The organism is Mesorhizobium sp. NZP2234, from assembly GCF_013170765.1.
GTDB lineage: Bacteria > Pseudomonadota > Alphaproteobacteria > Rhizobiales > Rhizobiaceae > Mesorhizobium > Mesorhizobium loti_D.
Genome location: NZ_CP033364.1, coordinates 655,269 through 676,063 on the forward strand (window position 1 = coordinate 655,269; position 20,795 = coordinate 676,063).

The 20,795-nt window shown below is 62.6% G+C and carries 20 protein-coding genes; 11 read left to right on the forward strand and 9 right to left on the reverse strand.

What is annotated here, in order from left to right:
• Positions 1-12: 12 nt before the first annotated feature.
• A complete protein-coding gene (locus tag EB230_RS03070) occupies positions 13-780 on the forward strand; it encodes a class II aldolase and adducin N-terminal domain-containing protein (RefSeq protein ID WP_056568541.1) in 768 nt (255 codons plus the stop codon).
• Here the strand turns inward: EB230_RS03070 and EB230_RS03075 are convergent.
• Positions 777-1,409, reverse strand: coding sequence for an HAD family phosphatase (locus tag EB230_RS03075; RefSeq protein WP_056568538.1), 633 nt, complete (start codon positions 1,407-1,409; stop codon positions 777-779). The two genes, EB230_RS03070 and EB230_RS03075, sit on opposite strands and share 4 nt — an antisense overlap.
• Before the next feature lie 245 nt (positions 1,410-1,654).
• Here EB230_RS03075 and EB230_RS03080 point away from each other — a divergent pair, with 245 nt between their 5' ends.
• Positions 1,655-2,614 (forward strand): sugar-binding transcriptional regulator, encoded by a 960-nt coding sequence (locus tag EB230_RS03080; protein ID WP_056568536.1) that lies wholly within the window; start codon positions 1,655-1,657, stop codon positions 2,612-2,614.
• A gap of 69 nt (positions 2,615-2,683) precedes the next feature.
• Here the strand turns inward: EB230_RS03080 and EB230_RS03085 are convergent, their stop codons facing one another.
• Positions 2,684-2,869 carry a hypothetical protein gene (locus tag EB230_RS03085; RefSeq protein WP_172374975.1) on the reverse strand — a complete coding sequence of 62 codons (186 nt, stop codon included), beginning with the start codon at positions 2,867-2,869 and terminating at the stop codon, positions 2,684-2,686.
• 110 nt (positions 2,870-2,979) lie between these two features.
• On the opposite strand from EB230_RS03085, the gene gcvA reads away from it, so the two are divergent.
• The 9 genes from gcvA (at position 2,980) to EB230_RS03130 (ending at position 13,005) form a co-directional block, all read left to right on the forward strand.
• The gene (gene gcvA / locus EB230_RS03090; RefSeq protein ID WP_172371301.1) at positions 2,980-3,885 is read left to right on the forward strand and encodes a transcriptional regulator GcvA; all 906 of its coding nucleotides are present in this window, start codon (positions 2,980-2,982) and stop codon (positions 3,883-3,885) included.
• A 221-nt stretch (positions 3,886-4,106) separates the two neighbouring features.
• Positions 4,107-5,417: a sugar ABC transporter substrate-binding protein gene (locus EB230_RS03095; protein ID WP_056568529.1), complete on the forward strand. Its 1,311-nt coding sequence runs from the start codon at positions 4,107-4,109 to the stop codon at positions 5,415-5,417.
• Between the two features lie 123 nt (positions 5,418-5,540).
• A complete protein-coding gene (locus EB230_RS03100; RefSeq protein ID WP_056568526.1) occupies positions 5,541-6,413 on the forward strand; it encodes a sugar ABC transporter permease in 873 nt (290 codons plus the stop codon).
• An 11-nt stretch (positions 6,414-6,424) separates the two neighbouring features.
• On the forward strand, positions 6,425-7,249 hold the full coding sequence (locus tag EB230_RS03105; RefSeq protein WP_172371303.1) for a carbohydrate ABC transporter permease: 825 nt from the start codon (positions 6,425-6,427) through the stop codon (positions 7,247-7,249).
• A gap of 70 nt (positions 7,250-7,319) precedes the next feature.
• Positions 7,320-8,324 carry an ABC transporter ATP-binding protein gene (locus tag EB230_RS03110; protein ID WP_056568520.1) on the forward strand — a complete coding sequence of 335 codons (1,005 nt, stop codon included), beginning with the start codon at positions 7,320-7,322 and terminating at the stop codon, positions 8,322-8,324.
• Complete coding sequence (locus EB230_RS03115) at positions 8,321-9,091, forward strand: L-iditol 2-dehydrogenase (protein ID WP_172371305.1); 771 nt, start codon at positions 8,321-8,323, stop codon at positions 9,089-9,091. The genes EB230_RS03110 and EB230_RS03115 overlap by 4 nt, the downstream gene beginning before the upstream one ends.
• Positions 9,092-9,244: 153 nt before the next feature.
• Positions 9,245-10,723, forward strand: a complete 1,479-nt coding sequence (locus EB230_RS03120) for a mannitol dehydrogenase family protein (RefSeq protein WP_056568514.1) — start codon at positions 9,245-9,247, stop codon at positions 10,721-10,723.
• Between the two features lie 15 nt (positions 10,724-10,738).
• A complete protein-coding gene (locus EB230_RS03125; protein ID WP_056568510.1) occupies positions 10,739-11,422 on the forward strand; it encodes an HAD-IA family hydrolase in 684 nt (227 codons plus the stop codon).
• Positions 11,419-13,005, forward strand: coding sequence for an FGGY-family carbohydrate kinase (locus tag EB230_RS03130; protein ID WP_056568507.1), 1,587 nt, complete (start codon positions 11,419-11,421; stop codon positions 13,003-13,005). Before EB230_RS03125 ends, EB230_RS03130 begins: the two co-directional genes overlap by 4 nt.
• 8 nt (positions 13,006-13,013) lie before the next feature.
• Here EB230_RS03130 and ugpC read toward each other — a convergent pair whose 3' ends face one another.
• The 7 genes from ugpC to EB230_RS03165 form a co-directional block, all read right to left on the reverse strand.
• Positions 13,014-14,099, reverse strand: a complete 1,086-nt coding sequence (ugpC, locus tag EB230_RS03135) for a sn-glycerol-3-phosphate ABC transporter ATP-binding protein UgpC (protein WP_056568504.1) — start codon at positions 14,097-14,099, stop codon at positions 13,014-13,016.
• 2 nt (positions 14,100-14,101) lie between these two features.
• Positions 14,102-15,148, reverse strand: a complete 1,047-nt coding sequence (locus EB230_RS03140; RefSeq protein ID WP_056568502.1) for an NAD(P)-dependent alcohol dehydrogenase — start codon at positions 15,146-15,148, stop codon at positions 14,102-14,104.
• A 16-nt stretch (positions 15,149-15,164) separates the two neighbouring features.
• The gene (locus EB230_RS03145; protein WP_056568500.1) at positions 15,165-15,977 is read right to left on the reverse strand and encodes a carbohydrate ABC transporter permease; all 813 of its coding nucleotides are present in this window, start codon (positions 15,975-15,977) and stop codon (positions 15,165-15,167) included.
• Positions 15,974-16,840: a sugar ABC transporter permease gene (locus tag EB230_RS03150; RefSeq protein ID WP_056568498.1), complete on the reverse strand. Its 867-nt coding sequence runs from the start codon at positions 16,838-16,840 to the stop codon at positions 15,974-15,976. Before EB230_RS03150 ends, EB230_RS03145 begins: the two co-directional genes overlap by 4 nt.
• A 130-nt stretch (positions 16,841-16,970) precedes the next feature.
• Entirely contained in the window at positions 16,971-18,203 is a 1,233-nt protein-coding gene (locus tag EB230_RS03155) for an extracellular solute-binding protein (protein ID WP_246738906.1), read from the reverse strand.
• 283 nt (positions 18,204-18,486) lie between these two features.
• Positions 18,487-19,404 (reverse strand): AraC family transcriptional regulator, encoded by a 918-nt coding sequence (locus tag EB230_RS03160; protein WP_056568493.1) that lies wholly within the window; start codon positions 19,402-19,404, stop codon positions 18,487-18,489.
• 129 nt (positions 19,405-19,533) lie between these two features.
• Positions 19,534-20,727, reverse strand: a complete 1,194-nt coding sequence (locus tag EB230_RS03165) for a M48 family metalloprotease (protein ID WP_155772476.1) — start codon at positions 20,725-20,727, stop codon at positions 19,534-19,536.
• Positions 20,728-20,795 lie beyond the last annotated feature (68 nt).

Sequence of the window (20,795 nt, forward strand, 5' to 3'; positions counted from 1 at the left end):
GGAGGATATTCGATGAGCATCGCCCGCCTGCAGAAGGAAACGCTGACCAACCTGCCCTTCTATGAGGAGCGCGTCGATCTCGCCTGTGCCTTTCGCTGGACAGCACGGCTCAACATGCACGAGGCGGTGGCCAACCATTTCTCGCTGGCGGTCAACGAGAACGGCACGCAGTTCCTGATGAACCCCAACCAGGTGCATTTCTCGCGCATCAAGGCGAGCGACCTGTTGATGATCGACGCCAACGATCCGGACACGCTGTCGGGCCCCAACGCGCCGGATCCGACGGCCTGGGGCCTGCACGGCGCCATTCATCGCAACGTGCCGCATGCGCGCTGCGTCATGCATGTCCATTCGATCCATGCCACGGTGCTGGCCTCGCTGGCCGATTCGACATTGCCGCCGATCGACCAGAATTCGGCGATGTTCTTCAACCGCCATGTCGTCGACGCGCATTATGGCGGGCTGGCCTTCGAGGAAGAGGGCGAGCGCTGCTCGCAGCTTCTCACCGACCCCAAGGTCAAGGTGATGGTGATGGGCAATCACGGCGTGCTGGTGATCGGCGACACGGTTGCCGACGCCTTCAACCGCATGTTCTATTTCGAGCGCGCGGCCGAGACCTACATCAAGGCGCTGTGGACCGGCCGGCCGCTGCGCACGCTGTCCCACGCCATCGCCGAGAAGACGGCCAGCGAAATGGACGACTATCCCGGCCAGGCCGAGCGCCATCTCGCCGAGCTGAAGGCGATCCTCGACGAGGAAGAGCCGGTTTACCGGAATTAGAGCCCGAGCTGAGCCCGCAATTCCTCGGCGCTGTTGATGACGGTGGCGCCGGGCGGTCCTTCCATCGGCTTTTCCGGCCAGAAGATCGTCTTCATGCCCGCCGCCAGCCCCGCCATGGCGCCCGGCCAGCTGTCGTCGACAGCGACCGCGTGCGCGGGATCGACATCGGCCAGATAGGCCGCGCGCAGGAAGGGCTCGGCATGCGGCTTGCCTTCGCGCACGTCGTTGCGACTGATCGTCTTCATGCCGGGATAAAAGAGGCCGACCGCGCGCAGATTGGCATCGACGATCAGCCGGTCGGAATTGGAGACCACGGCTTGCTGAACGCCGAGCGCCCGCAATTCATTGAACACTTCGATCGCGCCGGGACGCGGCCGCAAGCCCTCGACCAGCGGCAGGTAGTGCTCGTATTTGCGCACGATCCAGTCGTCGAAGGCCAAGTCCAGGCCGAACTCGTCGCGCATCATTTCATAGACCGGCCAGGCGGCGACGCCGAGGACACGCTCATGCAAGTCGGATGGCGGCGTGAGGCCGACATTGCGCATTGCCGCCACAAGGGCTGCCTCGTGCAACGGCTCGCTGTCGACCAGCGTGCCATCCATGTCCCAGAAAACCGCCTTCGGTGTCATGCAGAGCTCCTTTTGCGATCCCCTTAAAGGGTTTGCGCCGGGAGATAAACCGTCGGGATCACAGAAGCTGGCCGCGACCGGACCCGACGCCACCCTGCTTCCCGCATTGGAACATTGCCGCCGGGAAAAATCCCAACCGCGAAGGAGCAAGCAATTGCCCTTGCGATTGACAATTGCGCAGGAGGCCGTTCCCTGCGAAACTGGAAACGGCCGCTCCTGTGAGCAGCGGTTTCGGGAGGCAGGACGTGAATACCCGGCAGGATGGCGGCAGCAACAGGCTGGACGACGCGGCGCGCGCCGGCTGGCTCTATTATGTCGCCGGCAACACACAGGACCAGATTGCCACCACGCTCGGCATTTCGCGGCAGACGGCGCAGCGGCTGGTGTCGCTGGCGGTGTCGGAAGGCTTGATCAAGGTGCGCGTCGATCATCCGATCGCCAACTGCCTTGACCTCGCCGCACGACTGAGATCCCGCTTCGCGCTCGATCTGGTCGAGGTGGTGCCGAGCGATCCCAATTCGTCCTCCACCACCATCGGCATCGCCGAGGCGGCGGCCGCCGAGATCGAGCGGCGGCTGCGGTCGCCGACACCGATCGTCATGGGGATCGGCACCGGGCGCACGCTGAAGGCGGCCATCGAGCAATTGCCGCCCATGGAGTGCCCGCAGCACAAGGTGGTGTCCTTGACCGGCAACATCTCGCCGGACGGTTCGGCGGCCTTCTACAACGTCATCTTCACCATGGCCGACAGGGTCAAGGCGCGCTCCTTCCCGATGCCGCTGCCGGTCATCGCCTCCTCGCCGCAGGAGCGCGAGATGCTGCTCAACCAGCCGATGATCCAGCCGACGCTGGCGCTCGCCGCCGAGGCCGACGTCACTTTCATCGGCATCGGCGACCTCGGTCCGAAGGCACCCCTCTACGAGGACGGCTTCATCTCGGAAAGCGAGCTGAAAGCCCTGCAGAAAGCGGGCGGCATCGCAGAGATCGTCGGCTGGGTGTTCGACAGGGAAGGCCGCATGATCGAGGGCATCACCAACGACCGGGTGTCGTCGGCCTCGCTGCCGTCACGCGAAAAGTCGCTGGTCATTGCGCTCGCCATGGGTGAGCGCAAGCTGCCGGGGATCCTGGCGGCCGTGAACCGCCGATTGGTCAATGGGCTCATCACCGACGAGCGGACGGCGACAGCCCTGCTGGCCAGCCTCTGACCCCTCGGGGACTCGCTGCCGTTTGCCGGGTGCGGCAGGGGAGACTGTTCCGCGATAAAGCCGACAAGGCTATCTATGCCGCCCGAAAGGGTCGTTGCCGTCGAGGAACCCGAGGTCGCGCTGCAGATGCGGCGACAGGTCCCGGATGTCGAGATGCGCCTTCTTCCTGACCGCGAACCAGCCGAATCCGTCCGCGAGCCACGAAATCCAGCGATGATCTGGAGCGGGAGTGCATTTTTGTTGCGCCATGGTCATGATCGTCAACCTTCGCTATCCTCAACCCGAATGACCGGTTGATGCTGAATGTCGGTCTTGCCGGCCGCCTTTGCCAATCGAACGTCGATAAGAACCCATAAGGAGGCTTTATGCCTGACCTTGGCCCGCGACAGATTTCGCAACTCCCGCCGCTGCAGGCGATCCGTGTGTTCGAAGCGGTGGCGCGGCATCTTTCCTTCACCAAGGCCGCGGCGGAGCTCGCCATGACGCAAGCTGCCGTCAGCTATCAGATCAAGGTGCTGGAAGAGCGCGTCGGTGCACCGCTGTTCCTGCGCCGGCCGCGCCAGATCGAGCTGACCGAAGCCGGGCAGCGCCTGGCGCCGGCCGTCAGCGAGGCCTTCGCCATCCTTGGCCAGGCCTATGCGGCGGCACGTGGCGGCGCGGATGGGTTGCTGTGCGTCACCACCGTGCTGACCTTTGCCTCCAACTGGTTGGCGCACCATCTGGGTTCGTTCCAGATGGCCCATCCAGCCCTTGCCGTGCGGCTCGAAACATCGAGCCGGCTGACGGATTTCGCCCGCGAGGACGTCGACCTCGCCATCCGTTCGGGCGGCGGCAAATGGCCGGGCCTGGAGGCCCACAAGCTGCTCGATGCCGATTTCACCCCGATGCTAAGCCCGAAACTCGCGGCGAGCATCGGCGGGATCAAGGAGCCGGCGGACCTGCTGCGGCTGCCGATCCTCGATCCCGGCGACATCTGGTGGACACAATGGTTCGAGACGGCGGGCGTGCACTCGCACGACCTTGCCAAGCGGCCCGGCAGCAGCATGGGCGCCCAGGCCTATGAGGCCAACGCGGCCATATCAGGCCATGGCGTGGCGATCCTGACCCGGGCCCTGTTCAAGGCCGAACTTGCCGACGGTCGGCTGATCCAGCCCTTCGACCTGGTCGGCGACGATGGCCACGCCTACTGGCTGGTCTATCCCGAGGCCCGCCGCAACGTGCCGAAGATCCGCGCCTTTCGCGACTGGCTGCTTGCCGAGATCGCCTGCTGACAGGCGCTTCGCACCCGCCGCGAGCCTCCAGACCTTCCTGTCCCGTCGCCTGATATCCGGCCCAGGGGCGGTTCGTCGTCCCAGTTTCCATGCGTCCCTCGTGCGTCCGGTCCGTCGAGTGCTGCGCTGCAGCATCGAATCCGGCTTGACATAATTAAGACTTAGTGAGTAATTGCTCACAGCCAAGGCAAATGCTCATCTTGGTTCATGGGAGGAATTTGATGAAACTTCGCACGCTCACCCTGGGCTTGTTGTCGGCCAGCGCTCTCGCCTTCGCCGCACACGCCGAATCCATCACCATCGCCACCGTCAACAATGGCGATATGGTCCGCATGCAGAAGCTGACCGACGACTTCACCAAGGCAAACCCCGACATCCAGCTCAACTGGGTCACACTTGAAGAAAACGTGCTGCGCGAGCGCGTCACTACCGACATCGCCACCAAGGGCGGCCAGTATGACGTGATGACCATCGGCACCTACGAGGTTCCGATCTGGGCCAAGCAGAGCTGGCTGCTGCCGCTCGACAAGCTCGGCGACGACTATGACGCCAAGGACATCATTCCGGCCATCGCCGGCGGTCTTTCGGTCGACGGCAAGCTCTATGCCGCGCCCTTCTACGGCGAAAGCTCCTTCGTCATGTACCGCAAGGACCTGATGGAGAAGGCCGGACTGAAGATGCCCGACGCACCGACCTGGGACTTCATCAAGCAGGCCGCCGACAAGATGACCGACCGCGCCAATGGCGTGAACGGCGTGTGCCTGCGCGGCAAGGCCGGCTGGGGCGAGAACATGGCCTTCCTGACCGCCATGTCGAACTCCTTCGGCGCCCGCTGGTTCGACGAGAACTGGAAGCCGCAGTTCGACCAGCCGGAATGGAAGAAGACGCTGCAGTTCTATGTCGACCTGATGAAGGCCGATGGCCCCGAGGGGGCGTCCTCCAACGGCTTCAACGAAAACCTGGCGCTCTTCCAGCAGGGCAAGTGCGGCATGTGGATCGATGCCACCGTCGCGGCGTCCTTCGTCTCCGACCCGAAGAACTCGACCGTCGCCGACAAGGTCGGCTATGCGCTGGCGCCGGACAATGGGCTGGGCAAGCGCGGCAACTGGCTGTGGGCATGGTCGCTGGCCATTCCCGCCGGCACCAAGAAGGCCGACGCCGCCGAGAAATTCGTGTCCTGGGCGACCAGCAAGCACTATGCCGAGCTGGTCGCTTCGAAGGAAGGCTGGGCCAACGTTCCTCCGGGCACGCGCTCCTCGCTCTATGCCAATGCCGAGTACCAGAAGGCGGCTCCGTTCGCCAAGATGACGCTGGACTCCATCAATGCCGCCGACCCGACGCATCCGACCGTCAAGCCGGTGCCCTATGTCGGCGTCCAGTTCGTCGCCATCCCTGAGTTCCAGGGCCTTGGCACCACTGTAGGCCAGCTCTTCTCGGCGGCTCTTGCCGGCCAGTCGAGCGTCGACGATGCGCTGAAGCAGGCCCAGGACGCCGCCACCGCGGCGATGACCGAGGGCGGGTATATCAAGTAAGGCTCCTCCCGGTGCCGAATGCCGGTTGCCTCCTCGACCGGCAACGGCCGCCCGAGTTCCCAGCTCGGGCGGCCGCCTTCAACGCCTGTGAAAATTCAGTCTGACCATTGAAGGGTGACCGTCATGGCTACTCAGCAGACCCGTTCGCTTGCCCGTTTCATGATGGCGCCATCCGTTGTGCTGCTGTTCGTCTGGATGATCGTGCCGCTGGCACTCACGCTCTGGTTCTCCTTCCAGCAGTACAATCCGCTCAACCCGATCCGCGACGGATTCGTCGGTTTCTCCAACTACGCGCTGTTCTATTCCAACCCCGCCTTCCTGCAGTCGATTCTCAACACCCTGATCCTGGTGGTCAGTGTCCTGTTGATCACGGTGATCGGAGGCATCCTGCTGGCGCTCTTGATCGACCAGCCGATGTGGGGTCAGGGGATCGTGCGCATCCTCGTCATTTCGCCGTTCTTCGTCATGCCGCCGGTGGCCGCGCTGGTCTGGAAGAACATGATCATGCACCCGCAATATGGGGTGTTCGCCGACATAGCGCGCTTCTTCGGGATGCAACCGATCGACTGGTTCGGGCAGCATCCGCTGACGGCCATCATCATCATCGTCGCCTGGCAGTGGCTGCCTTTCGCGACACTGATCCTGTTGACCGCGCTGCAGTCTCTCGACGGCGAGCAGAAGGAAGCCGCCGAAATGGACGGCGCCGGCTTCATCAGCCGCTTCATCTATCTGACGCTGCCGCATATGTCGCGCGCCATCACCGTGGTCATCCTGATCCAGACGATCTTCCTGCTCTCGGTCTATGCCGAGATCCTCGTCACCACCAATGGCGGCCCCGGCTACGCCTCCACCAACCTGCCCTTCCTCGTCTACCAGAAGGCGCTGCTGGAGTTCAAAATCGGCCAGGCATCCGCGGGCGGTGTGATCGCCGTCATTCTCGCCAACATCGTCGCCTTCTTCGCCATGCGCGCGGTCGGCAAGAACCTCGACAAGTAAGGGAGGACAAGATGGCACGTGCAGTCACCACCCAGCACAAGACGATCGCGACGGTTGCCGCCTGGATCGTGGCCCTGCTGATCTTCTTCCCGATCCTCTACACGATCATCACCTCGTTCAAGTCGGAACAGGAGGCGATCCAGGGCTTCAACCTGATCCCGTCGGGAACGTTCGAGAGCTATACCGAGGTCCAGGCGCAGAGCGGCTACTTCAAGTTCTTCTTCAATTCGGTGCTGCTCTCGGTCGGCTCGACCATCCTCGCACTGCTGGTCGCCATTCCGGCGGCATGGTCGATGGCGTTCTCGCCAACCAAGCGGACCAAGGACATCCTGATGTGGATGCTGTCCACCAAGATGATGCCCGCGGTCGCCGTGCTGTTCCCGATCTACCTGATCTTCCGCAACCTCGGACTGCTCGACAGCCGCATCGGCCTGATGGTCATGCTGATGCTGATCAACCTGCCGATCGTGGTGTGGATGCTCTACACCTACTTCCGCGAGATCCCCGGCGAAATCCTGGAAGCGGCCCGGATGGACGGCGCCTCGCTGTGGAACGAGATCATCTATGTGCTGACCCCGATGGCCGTGCCCGGCATTGCCTCGACCATGCTCCTGAACATCATCCTGGCCTGGAACGAGGCGTTCTGGACGATCCGCCTGACCCCCACGGATGCTGCTCCGCTGACCGCCTTCATCAGTTCCTTCTCCAGCCCGCAAGGCCTGTTCTGGGCCAAGCTTTCGGCCGCCTCGACATTGGCGATCGCGCCGATCCTGATCATGGGCTGGTTCAGCCAGAAGCAGCTGGTGCGCGGCCTGACCTTCGGCGCGGTCAAATAGCGGGCGGCGCCGTGAAATAATACCGCCGCACGCAACGGACGACGGACAATAACCCCTCGGGGAGGAAACCATGGGAAACATCACGCTCAAGAACGTCTCCAAGTCCTTCGGGGCGACGTCAATCATCCCCGGCCTCGACCTGGTGATCGAGAATGGCGAGTTCGTCGTCTTCGTCGGCCCGTCGGGTTGCGGCAAGTCCACGCTGCTGCGGCTGATAGCCGGGCTGGAGGACACCAGCGGCGGCACCATCAACATCGACGGCCGTGACGTCACCGGCGAGGCGCCGGCCAAGCGCAAGCTGGCCATGGTGTTCCAGTCCTACGCGCTCTACCCGCATATGACCGTGGCCAAGAACATCGCCTTCCCGCTGAAGATGGCGGGCGAGGACCAGGCCACCATCGACAGGAAGGTGAAGGACGCGGCACGCGTCCTCAACCTCACCAACTACCTCGAACGCCGGCCGGGCCAGCTCTCCGGCGGCCAGCGCCAGCGCGTCGCCATCGGCCGGGCCATCGTGCGTCAGCCTTCGGCCTTCCTGTTCGACGAGCCGCTCTCCAACCTCGATGCCGCGTTGCGCGGCACCATGCGCCTGGAGATCAGCGAACTGCACCATCAGCTGAAGACCACCATGATCTATGTCACCCATGACCAGGTCGAAGCCATGACCATGGCCGACAAGATCGTCGTGCTGAACGCAGGCAACATCGAGCAGGTCGGCTCACCGATGGAGCTCTACAAGACCCCGAACAATCTGTTCGTCGCCGGCTTCATCGGCTCACCGAAGATGAACCTCATCGAGGGCGCGCCGGCGGCCAAATATGGCGCCAAGACCATCGGCATCAGGCCCGAGCATATGCAGATCTCGACCACGGCGGGCGAATGGAAGGCCACCGTCGGCGTTGCCGAGCATCTTGGCTCCGACACTTTCCTGCATGTCCAGGCCGAGGGCGTCGGTCCGCTGACGGTGCGCGCCGACGGCGAGCTGGCCGTCCATCACGGCGACACGATCTATCTCACCCCCGACAAGGCCAAGCTGCATCGCTTCGGCCCTGACGGCAAGGCGATGGCGAAGTGAGGCTGAAGGACAAATCGGCGCTGATCACGGGATCGGCGCGGGGCATCGGCAGGGCCTTCGCCGAAGCCTATGTGCGCGAGGGCGCCACGGTGGCGATTGCCGACATCAACCTCGAAGCGGCGCGGAAATCCGCCGCCGAGATCGGCGACAAGGCCTATGCGGTCAAACTCGACGTCACGGATCAGGCGTCGATCGACGCCGCGGTGAAGGCGGTGGAGAGCCGGGCCGGCGGCCTCGACATATTGATCAACAACGCCGCCCTGTTCGACCTGGCGCCGATCGTCGACATCTCCAGGGCGAGCTACGAGAAACTGTTCTCGGTCAATGTCGCCGGCACTTTGTTCATGCTGCAGGCTGCCGCCCGTTCGATGATCGCGCGGGGCAAGGGTGGCAGGATCATCAACATGGCGAGCCAGGCCGGACGGCGCGGCGAGGCACTGGTCGGCGTCTACTGCGCCACCAAGGCCGCCGTCATCTCGCTTACCCAGTCGGCGGGGCTCGACCTGATCAAGCACCGCATCAATGTCAACGCCATCGCGCCCGGCGTGGTCGATGGTGAGCACTGGGATCATGTCGATTCGCTGTTCGCCAAATACGAGAACCGCCCCAGGGGCGAGAAGAAGAAACTGGTCGGCGAGGCGGTGCCATACGGCCGCATGGGCACGGCCCAGGACCTTGCCGGCATGGCGATCTTCCTCGCCAGCGCCGATGCCGAATACATCGTCGCCCAGACCTACAATGTCGATGGCGGCCAGTGGATGAGTTGAGGGGGGCGGCCTCTGTTTCTCGTCCCTCCGCGAGGAGCAGAGGCCGACATCAGAGGCTGCATTGGCCTTCGCGGGCATGCCGCCCTTATCCTCTTCCGGCTGGGCCGGGAGAGGCGGAGTAACGAGGCCGGAGCCGGCCAAAGGGTAAAACAGATGACCGTGAAACTCTCTTCCGCCAATCTCGCGAACCTTCCCGCCAAGGTTGCGGGTCCGAAATATGACCGTGCCAAACTGAAGGCCGGCATCGTGCATTTCGGTGTCGGCAATTTTCACCGCTCGCACCAGGCCGTCTATCTCGACGATCTGTTCAATTCAGGTGTCGGCCATGACTGGGCCCTGGTCGGCGCCGGTGTGTTCGAGGGCGAGAAGATCGGCCGCGGCAAGCTCCAGGAGCAGGACTGGCTGACCACGGTCGTCGAGCAGGATGACGGCCATATGAGCGCCCGCGTCACCGGCGCCATGGTCGACTTCCTGACGCCGGGCGATGCCGCCGGCATCATAGCCAGGCTGGCCGATCCGGCGATCAAGATCGTGTCGCTGACCATCACCGAAGGCGGCTACTTCATCGACCCGGCCTCCGGCAAGTTCAACCCGGCTCATCCGGACATCGTCGCCGACGCCCAACCGGGCGCGACCCCGAAAACCGTGTTCGGCATCATCCTTGCCGGACTGATGCGGCGGCGCGCTGACGGCGTTGTGCCGTTCACCGTCATGTCCTGCGACAACATTCCCCATAACGGCCACGTCACCTCGGACGGCGTCATTGGGCTGGCCCGCCTGATCGACGAAGAGCTTGCCGGATGGGTGGGCGACAAGGTCGCCTTCCCAAACGCCATGGTTGACCGAATCACGCCGGCGACCACCGACCGCGAGCGCAAGATTCTGGCCGACGATTTCGGCCTGGAAGACAATTGGCCGGTGTTCTGCGAGCCCTTCAAACAATGGGTGCTGGAGGATCACTTCACGGCCGGCCGGCCGGCCCTGGAGAAGGTCGGTGTCCAGTTCGTCAAGGATGTGTCCCCCTACGAGCTGATGAAAATCCGGATCCTCAACGGCGGCCATGCCACCATTGCCTATCCCGCCGGGCTGATGGACATCCACTTCGTCCATGAGGCAATGCAGGAGCCGCTGGTACGCGGCTTTCTCGACAAGCTCGAGCATGACGAGATCATTCCGACGGTGCCGCCGGTTCCGGACACGGTGCTGGAGGACTATTACCAACTCATCGAGAAGCGCTTCTCCAATCCCAAGATCGGCGACACGGTGCGCCGGCTCTGCCTCGACGGCTCCAATCGCCAGCCGAAATTCATCATCCCGACCATCGCCGACCGACTCAAGACCGGCAAAGGCGTTGCCGGGCTGGCGCTGGAATCAGCCCTCTGGTGCCGCTACTGCTTCGGCACGACCGACAGCGGCGCCGTCATCGAACCCAACGACCCGAGCTGGGACCGGCTGCAGGCGACGGCAAAGGCGGCAAAGGATGCGCCCGCCGCCTGGCTGGCGATGGAAGACATCTATGGCGATGTCGGCCACGCAACGGCATTCGTCGAGGCCTTCAGCCACGCGCTCGGCATCCTGTGGGCCGATGGCGCCCGCGCCACGCTGACGCGCTATCTCGCCGGCAAGCTCTGAAAGCCATTCGACATCATGACGCCTGAACTGGTCATCTTCGACTGCGATGGCGTGCTGGTCGACAGCGAAGCGCTTTCCGTCTCGGCGCTGCTTGGCATGATCGAACTCGCCGGCGGCGATATCGGCGTTGATGCCGCGTATGAACATTTCCTCGGCAAGAGCATGAAAAGCGTGCGCGAGATGCTTGGCCGCGACTTCGGCCTGGAGATCACCGACCAGCACCTTACCGCCATGCGCGTCGACCTGATGCGGAAGTTCCGTGAGGAGCTGAAGCCGATCCCTGGCATCAAGGAGATGTTGCCCAGGCTTGGCCTGCCGTTCTGCGTCGCCTCTTCCGGCACGCTGGAACGCATTCGCTACGCGCTCGACGTCACCGGCCTGCTCGGACTGATGGAGCCGCATCTGTTCAGCGCCACGATGGTGGCCAAGGGAAAGCCGGCGCCCGATCTTTTCCTTCATGCCGCCACCACCATGCGAGCCCATCCGCGCAAATGCCTCGTCATCGAGGACAGTCCGGCCGGCGTCGCGGCGGCGCGCGCGGCCGGCATGCGCGTCTTTGCCTTCACCGGGGGCTCGCATGCCGGCAACCCCGCCTTGAAAGCGCGGCTTGCGTCGAGTGAACCGGACTTTATATTCGCTGACATGCTGCAATTGCCCGATCTGATTGCAGGCCTGGGAGCGAGAGTTAGAGCATCTTGACGAAACAGTTTGTTTGCGCGGTCGATGTCGGCACCGGGAGCGCTCGCGCGGGCATTCTCGACGCCAGTGGTACCTTGCTCGGCCGTGCCGATCGGCCGATCGCCATGAACCAGCCAAAACCCGATCATGCCGAGCATGATTCACGCGATATCTGGTCGGCCGTCTGCGCCGCCGTGCGTGCCGCCCGTGAAAAAGCCGGTGTGGCGGCGCACGAAATTGTCGGCATCTCCTTCGATGCCACCTGTTCTCTTGTGGTGCGCGACCGGCAGGGCGATCAGCTCAGCGTTTCGACTACCGGCGACAAGCGTTGGGACACTATCGTCTGGCTCGACCACCGCGCCATCGCCGAGGCCGACGAATGCACGGCGACCAGCCACGAGGTGCTCAACTATATTGGCGGCGTGATGTCGCCGGAGATGGCGACGCCGAAGCTGATGTGGCTCAAGCGCAACCTGCCAAGGACCTGGAATGAAGCCGGCTATCTATTTGACCTGGCCGACTTCCTGACCTGGCAGGCGACCGGGTCGCTGGCCCGCTCGCAATGCACGCTGACGGCGAAGTGGACCTATCTGGCGCATGAAGACACTGCGTGGCAGCGCGATTTCTTCGAAATCGTCGGCCTGGGCGATCTTTTCGAGCACGGCAATCTGCCGGAGCGCGCCAGTCCGGTCGGCGCCGACATCGGTCCGCTGACGGCGCAAGCGGCGGCTGAGCTCGGCCTGACGGAAAGCTGCCGGGTCGGCGCCGGGGTCATCGATGCCTATGCCGGCGCGCTTGGCGTGCTTGGCGGCTTTGCCGGCGATGAGCAGGATATCGGCCGCCACCTGGCGCTGATCGCCGGCACGTCGAGCTGCGTCATGGCGATGTCTCCCGATCCGCAGCCTTTCGCGGGTGTCTGGGGCCCCTATTACGGCGCGGCGCTGCCGAAGCTGTGGCTGTCGGAAGGCGGCCAGTCGGCCACCGGCGCCCTGCTCGACCACATCATCCGCTGGCACGGCGCCGGCGGCGAGCCCGACGCCGCGATGCACGCCAGGATCGCCAGCCGTGTCGCCGAACTGCGCGCCGCCGAAGGGGAGAACCTCGCCGCGCGGCTGCATGTGCTGCCGGACTTCCACGGCAACCGCTCGCCGCTGGCCGATCCGCATGCCGTGGGCGTCGTCAGCGGCCTGACGCTGGATTCCTCCTTCGACAGCCTGTGCAAGCTCTACTGGCGCACCGCCGTCGGCATCGCGCTCGGCGTGCGTCATGTGCTGGAGGCGCTGAACGAGAACGGCTATCTGATCGACACGCTGCATGTCACGGGCGGCCACACCAAGAACCCGCTGCTGATGGAGCTCTACGCCGATGCCACCGGCTGCACGGTGGTCGAACCGCTGGCCGACGAGGCGGTGCTGCTCGGCACCGGCATGGTCGCCGCTACCGCCGCCGGGCTTTTCCCCGACCTCAACGCCGCGTGTCTCGCCATGCAGCAGGGCGGCAAGAGGCGTGCCGCCAACCCGGCCGCCGGCGCCCGTTTCGATCGCGACTACCGGATCTTCCTGGAAATGCACCGGCAGCGGCAGGCGCTCGACGCGATACGGTAGATTTTGCGCTATTGCTTGCGCAGCGACGCGCCCGAAGCCGCGTCGAACAGATGGATGCTTTCTTCCTCGAATGTGTAGCGCACGGGGGCGTTCAGCGCCGGGCATTCACGTGCCGGAACCAGCGCGCTGATCTCCTTGCCGCCGGAACCGAATGTCACCAGCGCGTCATTGCCGTGGAATTCGATGAGATCGGCCGTGCCTTGCAATATACCGGCGGCACGGGCTCCGGCCGTCTTCAGGTCCGGAGGCCTGATGCCCAGCACGGCGCGGTCGCCATGTCGCAGGTGAAACTCCCGGCCCTCGACCGAAAGAACCGTTCCGGCACCGGTCAATATCCAGCCATTGCCGGAGCGGCCGACCGTGACTTCGATGAAATTCATGTTCGGCGTGCCGATGAAACCGGCGACGAACATGTTGCCGGGCCGCCGATAGATTTCCGCCGGAGAACCGATCTGCTCGATGACCCCGTCCTTGAGCAGCACGATGCGGTCGGCCAGCGTCATCGCCTCCAGCTGGTCATGGGTGACGTAGACGGTGGTGGTCTTCAACGACTGGTGCAGGCGCGCGATCTCGACGCGCATATGGTTGCGCAATTTGGCGTCGAGATTGGAAAGCGGCTCGTCGAACAGGAACACCTTTGGCGTCTTGATCATGGCCCGCGCAATCGCCACGCGCTGCTGCTGGCCGCCGGAAAGCTCGGCCGGCTTGCGGCCGAGATAGGGTTCGAGCCCAAGCGTCCGCGACACCGCTTCGACCCGCTTGCGGATATCGGCTGGCGGCACCTTCTGGCGCCGCAGCCCGAAGGCGATGTTGTCGAAGATCGTCATGTGCGGATAGAGCGCGTAGTTCTGGAACACCATGGCTATGCCGCGGTCGCCCGGATCGAGATCGTTGACCACCTTGCCGCCGATCGAGACCTCCCCGCCGCTGATGTCCTCCAGCCCCGCCAGCATGCGCAGCAAGGTCGACTTGCCGCAGCCGGACGGGCCGAGGAACACGACGAATTCGTGTTCCTCTATCGAGAGGTTGAGATCGCGGATCACCGTGGTGGCGCCATAGGCCTTGTCGACATGGGAGCAAACGATCGCGGACATGGTCAGCCCTTCTCGCCGCTGAGCAGGATCTGCAGCTTGACGTCCTGCGGGTTGCCCTCGGCAGCCCGCTCGAATGCCTTGATGCTGTCGGAGAAATCATAGGTGCCGGTGATCAGCGGCTTGAGGTCGACCTTGCCGGAAGCGATCAGCTGCAAGGCGCGGTCGAAGATGTTGGCATAGCGGAACACCGTCTCGATGCGCACCTCCTTGGAGATCGCAGCCGGCACGTTGAGTGCGACCGGCTCCACCGGCAGGCCGACCAGCACCACCGCGCCGCCCGGCCGAACGACATTGAACAGGTCGGCAAAGGCCTTCGGATTGCCGCTGGCCTCGAAGACGATATCGGCACCCCAATTGCCGGTCGCGGCGGCAACGGCATCGGCCAGCGACTCCTTGCCGATATTGACCGGCACGACGCCGGCATACTGCACGGCGATCGCCAGCTTGGGCGCGGAAAAGTCGGAGATCAGCACTTTCGAACAGCCGCCGGCAAGGGCGGCAAGCGCGATCATGATGCCGATCGGGCCGCAGCCGACGACGACGGCGACATCGCCCGGAACGATCCTGGCACGGCTTGCCGCCTGCATGCCGATGGCGAAGGGTTCAACCATCGCACCCTCGGCGAAGGAGACATTGTCGGGCAGTTTGTAGGTGAAGGCGGCCGGATGCACGGCGTAGGGCGCGAGCACGCCATGCACCGGCGGCGTCGCCCAGAAGCGTACGTCCGGGTCGACATTGTAGATGCCGAGCTTTGTCGCGCGCGACGACAGGTTCGGCACGCCCGGTTCCATGCAGACGCGGTCGCCGACCTTGAACGTCTCGACATTGGAGCCAATCTCGACGACCGTCCCCGCGGCCTCGTGGCCGAGCACCATCGGCGCGCGGACGACGTAGCTGCCGATCGCGCCATGCGTGTAATAGTGCACGTCGCTACCGCAGACGCCGACCGTGTGGATGGCTATCCTGACGTCGTCCGGCCCGACATCGAGCGGCAACGCGATCTCGCGCAGCGACAGTTCGCCTTTTTTCTCAAGCACCAGTGCCCGCATCGGGGAAATCCTCACATCAAGTCTTTTTTTGCCGGAAAACGGAATTCAGGAAGCCGCTGAGCACGCCGAGGAACAGCAGCGGGGGCAGCGACAGGAGCACGACCGAGGCGTTCAGAATGCCCCACGGCACATTCATGCCCTGCTGGGAGAGTTCCGAGGCGACGATCGGCAAGGTCTTGGCGTTGGAACTCGACAGCATCAGCGCGATCAGGAATTCGTTCCAGACCAGCACGAAGCTGAAGGCGACCGCCCCTGCCAGGGAGCGGGCGGCGACGGGCAAGGCAATGCGCCAGAACACCGAATAGGCACCGTAGCCGTCGACGAAGGCTGCTTCCTCGATCTCCTTCGGCACGCCTTGGAAGGCGGGGATGGCGAGCCACATGATCACCGAGATGGTGAGCAGCGAGTAGGTGATGATCAGCGCCGGCAAAGTATCGTAGAGACCGACCTGCAGCCAGATCACCATCAGCGGAATGGCCACCGCGACCGGCGGCAGGAAGCGCAGCGACAGCACGAAGAACTGGATGTCGCCGGCCCATCGGTTGGGGTAGCGCGCCACCGCGTAGGCCGCCGGCAGGCCGAGCACGACGCCGATCAGCACGGCCGAGCCGCAGGCGACGACGGAGTTGTAGAGCCCGGTGAGCACGCTGTCGCGGCCGAGGATATAGCTGATGTTGGCCGATGTCGGCGTGAACACCAGGCGCGGCACGCGGGTGATGATGTCGACATTGTTCTTGAGCGCGTTGAGCGCCGTCCACAGCAGCGGAAACACGGCCAGGAATCCTGCCAGCGCCAATATCGCCTTGCCGATCAATCTGCCGGGCTTCATGCCTGCACCCGCTTCCACAGCATGGTGAAGGTGATGACGGTGGCGATCATCATCAGCACGGCCATGGCCGAGGCGTAGGAGACCTTGCCGGACTCGATGAAGCCTTGCGAGAAGGCGTACATGTCGAGCGTTTCGGTAGCCACGCCCGGTCCGCCGCGGGTCATCACGTAGATCAGGTCGAAGGAACGCAGTGATTCGATCATCTTCACGAACATCAGGCTGATCAACGGCGCCTTCAGCATCGGCAAGGTAACATAGGCGTGGATCTGCCAGCGTTTGGCGTGGTCGAGCCGCGCCGCCTCGATCGGCTGCGGCGGCAGGGTTTCGAGCAGCTTCAGCACGATGACGGCGAAGAACAATCCCCACTGCCAGACATCGACCGAAGCGACGGCGAACAAGGCCGTCGCCGGCTTCGACAACGGATCGAAGATCAGCCCGCCGGTGATGAGCCTGTAGGGATAGGTGGCGATGCCGTAGAGCGGATGGTAGGCGAACTTCCAGACGAAGGCAGCCGAGACGCGCGGCAAAAGCACCGGGATGATGAACAGCAGGCAGTAGACATTGCGCAGGCGTGGGCTGGCGACCTCGAACATCAGCACCCCGAGCCCGATCGCCACCACCATCGTCGCGACGACGGTGACGATCTCCCATTTCACCGACACCCAGACCGCGTTGAGGAAGCGGCGGTCGAGAAACAAGTCATAAAAGTTCGAAAGCCAGACCCAGGAATAATCGGGTGTGCTCAACTCGCGGTTCTGCAAGGCGATGACAATGGCGTAGAGCGTCGGCACCATCGACAGCACCAGCAGGATGGCGATGGTCGGAACGACGAAGGTGACAGGGAGCGACGTGCGTCGAGCCATTGGCATCTATCCTCGCTTGCGTCTCGATCGTGTCGGCATGACTTACTCGTTGGGCAAAGTTCCCGCGGCGCGCAGGTCCCGGCATTGCGGACAATGCCGCGGACCGCGCGCCACGGGCGGGAGGATCGCTCTATTTCTTCTTCGCCAGATCGTTGGCATAGGCCTCGAGCTCGTTGAGGCCGCCCTTGATGTCGGTGCGGGTGCCCGTGACCAGTTCCTCGAGGATGATGCCCCAACGGTCGCCGAGATCGGGCCAGCGCGGATCCTGCCAGAAGTTCACCGCCGTGACCTTGCCGGTCTCGGCTAGCGCCTGACCGAGATCGGCGCCGTAGATATCGGCGAATTCCTTGCTGGATAGGATGCTGGTGCGGTTCAGCTCGCCGAACTGGTGGGCGTCGAGCCGGCGCTTCTCGTTTTCCTTCGAGGTTGCCCAGGCGATGACCAGGCCGGCGCATTTCTTCGAAGCGTCGTCGGCATTGGCCTTCGCCGCGATGGCAAGGCCATGGCCGTAACCGCCGCCGGGCAGTGGCGAGGGCGGCGGCAGGAAGCCGATCTTGCCGACCACCTGCGAGGTCTTCGGATCGACCGCCATGCCCGACAGCGGTGTCGATTCGACGAGGATGGCGACCTGGCCGGAGAGGAAGGCGCCGGTCGATTCATCCCAGCTGCCGGTCTGCGTGCCGGGGGCCGAGTCCTTGAAGAGTTTCAGATAGGTTTCGGTCGCCTTGACGGCGGCGTCCGAATTGAAGACCGGCTTGCCGCCATCAAACCACTGACCGCCATAGGCCTTGAAGAAGGGCATCCAGCGCCAGACATTGGCGCCCGAACCGCGTGCGCCGCGCAGCGCGATGCCATACATGCCCTTGTCCGGATTGGTTAGCTTTGGCACATCGGCGATCAGCTCGTCGAGTGTCTTCGGCGGCTGGATGCCGGCGGCCTCCAGCACGTCCTTGCGGTAGACCATCAGGTCGCCGCCGCCAGTCAGCGGTGCGAACCAGACCTTGCCGTCATAGGTCGCGACCTTCTGGCGGCCGGGATCGAAGTCGGCGTAGTCATAGTCAGCCGGATAATAGTCGGTCAGCGGCACGATCCATTTCGACGAGGCGAACAGAGCGACATTGGCTTCGTCGACGTAGTAGACGTTGTAGTTGCCGACGGTGGACGCATCGGCGCGCGATTTCGCGCGGCGGTCGTTTTCGTTCAGATAGTCGATCTGGAAGCCGGCGCCGGCGAGCTTCTCGAACTCGGCCTTGGAGTCCTCCAGAAGCGTCAGGCCGTCGCGTGGCTGCGCCAGCACCTTGACCGGCGCCGTGCAGACCGGCGCCTGCGCCAATGCGATGGTTGATACGGTAGCGGAAAGCATGAAAGCTGCGCCCAAGCCCGCAGCGAGCCGAATTGGTTTCATTGATTTTTCTCCTCCAGGAACACTCGCGGGAAGCGGACATCCTCGGGGTCTGCGATCCTCACCATCGCCCGAGCGACAAGCCACCCATCGCCAAAATGAGGAGTTCAGCCGGACCAAGCTAGAAGCCCCGTTGCAGCAAACATGTACTTTTATGCATTGTGCAGCGCAAAAAATGGCGCCTCGGAACAAAGTCCGTCACACGAGTATCGATCGCATCCGAACCGTCGATTTCAGGGCGTGGTTATGCGCGCATCGTCAACCGTTGTCGCGACAGCTTGCGGTAGGATGACGGCGTCATCTTGTGCTTGCGCAGGAAGGCGCGGTTGAAGTTCGAGATGTTCATGTAGCCGACCTGGAAACAGATGTCGGTGATGGCAACATCGGTATCCGCCAGCAGCTTGCAGGCCTGCCAGAGCCTGAGCTTGGCAAGGTGGTCGCTGAAGGAGTTGCCGGTGTTTTTCTGGAAGAAGCGCGAAAATGTGCTCTCCGTCATTCCCGCGAGCTCGGCCACGTCGGGCAGCTTCAGATCCTCGGCGAAGTGCTGGAACAGATAGGTCAGCGTGCGCTGGATGATGTCGAGCGACGCGGCATCGAGAACCGGGGAGAAATCCGGCGAAGACAAGAGTTCGTACTCGTCGGTCCTGGCCAGGAGGTCGACGAGCTCGAGGAACAGGCAGAGGCGGGCGAGCCCATGCACCGTCCCCATCCGCTCCATCAGTTCGGCGCCCTCCAGCGCCGTGCGACCGTGAAAGACCATGCCGCGCAGCGACCGCTCCAGGAACGGCTCCAGTTCGCGCAGTTCGGGCAACAGGCCCGCCGAGCCGCGCAACCTCTGCGCGTCGAATTGCAGGACGATGTCGCGGCCTTCGATCAGCTCGCCCGGCTGCACCGCCGTCACCCAGTCATGCGGCAGGCCGCCGCCGACGATGGTCAGGTAGCCAGGCCCGAACTCGCCAATGTGATCGCCGACCAGGACCACGCCGGAGGATTTCCGCAGCAGGTGGATTTCGTACTCGGGGTGGAAATTCCAGACATTGCGCTCCCAGGGATAGTCGTCGAGCCGCCACAGAAAGCTGTCGCTGGCTTCGGTGACGATATGTTCGAAGGCTGGTGCTGTGCGAAGCGTGGCAACGGGGTTTTTTCTGCGCTTGAACTGCATTCATACCTCCCGGAACTCACCGGTTATGTATCTCCCGGCCAATCCTCAGCATATCGGGCCGGCAAGATAACAAGCAGCCGACTAGCTGCCTGTTTGCGCAGTTCATGCCCTGATAGGCTATGACTTGGGTCAGTAGTCGATACGATCTCGCCTCTCTTTACCACCTAGTCCATGCATGTAAACCGATCCATAAGCCGTAAGAACGTCGCTCCTACTAGATGCCTTTATTCTTTCAAGTATAATACTGGCCATTCTCCGGACTTCAAAAATGGCCATTCCAAGTTCGTGTCGCTTCGGAAGATCCTTATTCCCAAGGGTTTCGCGCAGATTTCTTAGCCTATCTAGGGGGGCCGGATGCGTTCTCGACACGGCAAAATTCGGGACATCGGAATGCTCAACAGCCATAAATTCGATAAGGTATAGATAAAGAAAAATATTAAAAGCAGCTACGGCTAACTTCGAACGATAATCGCGATTTGTTACCACTCTAATTGCGTGTAAATCTGCCTCATATTCAAAGGCGTGCTCATAAATAATTTGATCTTCATTGCGATCTGCCATCCTTAATTCTGCCACCGACGATAGATGACCAAGTAGAAAGTGAGCGTATTCGTGACCATAGGTAAACTCAACCATCGCATCAACGCTCTGTCGGATCGCTGCTTCAACTGGTTTTGGCAAAATCCCTCGCGGATCGATATCGAAATCCTGAGCCTCACTACCAACCATAACGCGAAGGCCTATTAAGCCTGCGTTTACGCAATCTTCTGGCAGAATTCCATAGCGGGTCCCGTGAAGGCAGATTGTCATGTAGTAATAGAAATATTTTAACGCCTCGGATACTATAACTACTTCGCCAAGAACCGATTTCAGGCAAATGGCGTTAGCTTCTATCAGCGGCACAAATCCGGATGGAACCGATCTTAAAGCTTTTCGATCTTTGTGCGGAATCTTCAATATGTAATTCCTATGGTATTTATTAAAAGTATCGTAGTATCCGGAGAGTGTCCATATACGGCCCCCTCTCTCAAATTTCTTTCGACGTTCAATCATGACACGATTTAGGCGGCTTGAATCGGCTATGGTAATTGCTCTAAGCCGAAGTAGATAGTCATGGGATGTTTTAAGTGACCTTAGCCGAATTATCTCTTTCTTTGCGCAAAAAGGAACAAGAAAATCCTCTTCTGGAGTTAGCTCCTCATCTCTCGGGCCGAAATCGGTGATATAGAAACTGCCCTCCTCATCTCCGACGATGACACCGTTGGCCGCGCGGCGCGATCCAGGAAACAGGATAAGCGCCTGCCTGATTTTCTCTTCGTCCATCCAGACGTAACTTTCGTAGTTGCTCCGCTTGAGGCGGTCGACCTGAAACCAAATGTGGTTACCAATCT

Bases quoted from the DNA above. Each gene is read 5' to 3' on its own strand.
- EB230_RS03125 (WP_056568510.1), top strand. From the start codon at position 10,739: ATGACGCCTGAACTGGTCATCTTCGACTGCGATGGCGTGCTGGTCGAC.
- EB230_RS03085 (WP_172374975.1), bottom strand. From the start codon at position 2,869: ATGACCATGGCGCAACAAAAATGCACTCCCGCTCCAGATCATCGCTGG.
- EB230_RS03140 (WP_056568502.1), bottom strand. From the start codon at position 15,148: ATGCGGGCACTGGTGCTTGAGAAAAAAGGCGAACTGTCGCTGCGCGAG.
- EB230_RS03070 (WP_056568541.1), top strand. From the start codon at position 13: ATGAGCATCGCCCGCCTGCAGAAGGAAACGCTGACCAACCTGCCCTTC.
- EB230_RS03165 (WP_155772476.1), bottom strand. From the start codon at position 20,727: ATGGACGAAGAGAAAATCAGGCAGGCGCTTATCCTGTTTCCTGGATCG.
- EB230_RS03145 (WP_056568500.1), bottom strand. From the start codon at position 15,977: ATGAAGCCCGGCAGATTGATCGGCAAGGCGATATTGGCGCTGGCAGGA.
- EB230_RS03150 (WP_056568498.1), bottom strand. From the start codon at position 16,840: ATGGCTCGACGCACGTCGCTCCCTGTCACCTTCGTCGTTCCGACCATC.
- ugpC (WP_056568504.1), bottom strand. From the start codon at position 14,099: ATGTCCGCGATCGTTTGCTCCCATGTCGACAAGGCCTATGGCGCCACC.
- EB230_RS03155 (WP_246738906.1), bottom strand. From the start codon at position 18,203: ATGCTTTCCGCTACCGTATCAACCATCGCATTGGCGCAGGCGCCGGTC.
- EB230_RS03120 (WP_056568514.1), top strand. From the start codon at position 9,245: ATGACCGTGAAACTCTCTTCCGCCAATCTCGCGAACCTTCCCGCCAAG.
- EB230_RS03105 (WP_172371303.1), top strand. From the start codon at position 6,425: ATGGCACGTGCAGTCACCACCCAGCACAAGACGATCGCGACGGTTGCC.
- EB230_RS03075 (WP_056568538.1), bottom strand. From the start codon at position 1,409: ATGACACCGAAGGCGGTTTTCTGGGACATGGATGGCACGCTGGTCGAC.
- EB230_RS03100 (WP_056568526.1), top strand. From the start codon at position 5,541: ATGGCTACTCAGCAGACCCGTTCGCTTGCCCGTTTCATGATGGCGCCA.
- EB230_RS03110 (WP_056568520.1), top strand. From the start codon at position 7,320: ATGGGAAACATCACGCTCAAGAACGTCTCCAAGTCCTTCGGGGCGACG.
- gcvA (WP_172371301.1), top strand. From the start codon at position 2,980: ATGCCTGACCTTGGCCCGCGACAGATTTCGCAACTCCCGCCGCTGCAG.
- EB230_RS03160 (WP_056568493.1), bottom strand. From the start codon at position 19,404: ATGCAGTTCAAGCGCAGAAAAAACCCCGTTGCCACGCTTCGCACAGCA.
- EB230_RS03095 (WP_056568529.1), top strand. From the start codon at position 4,107: ATGAAACTTCGCACGCTCACCCTGGGCTTGTTGTCGGCCAGCGCTCTC.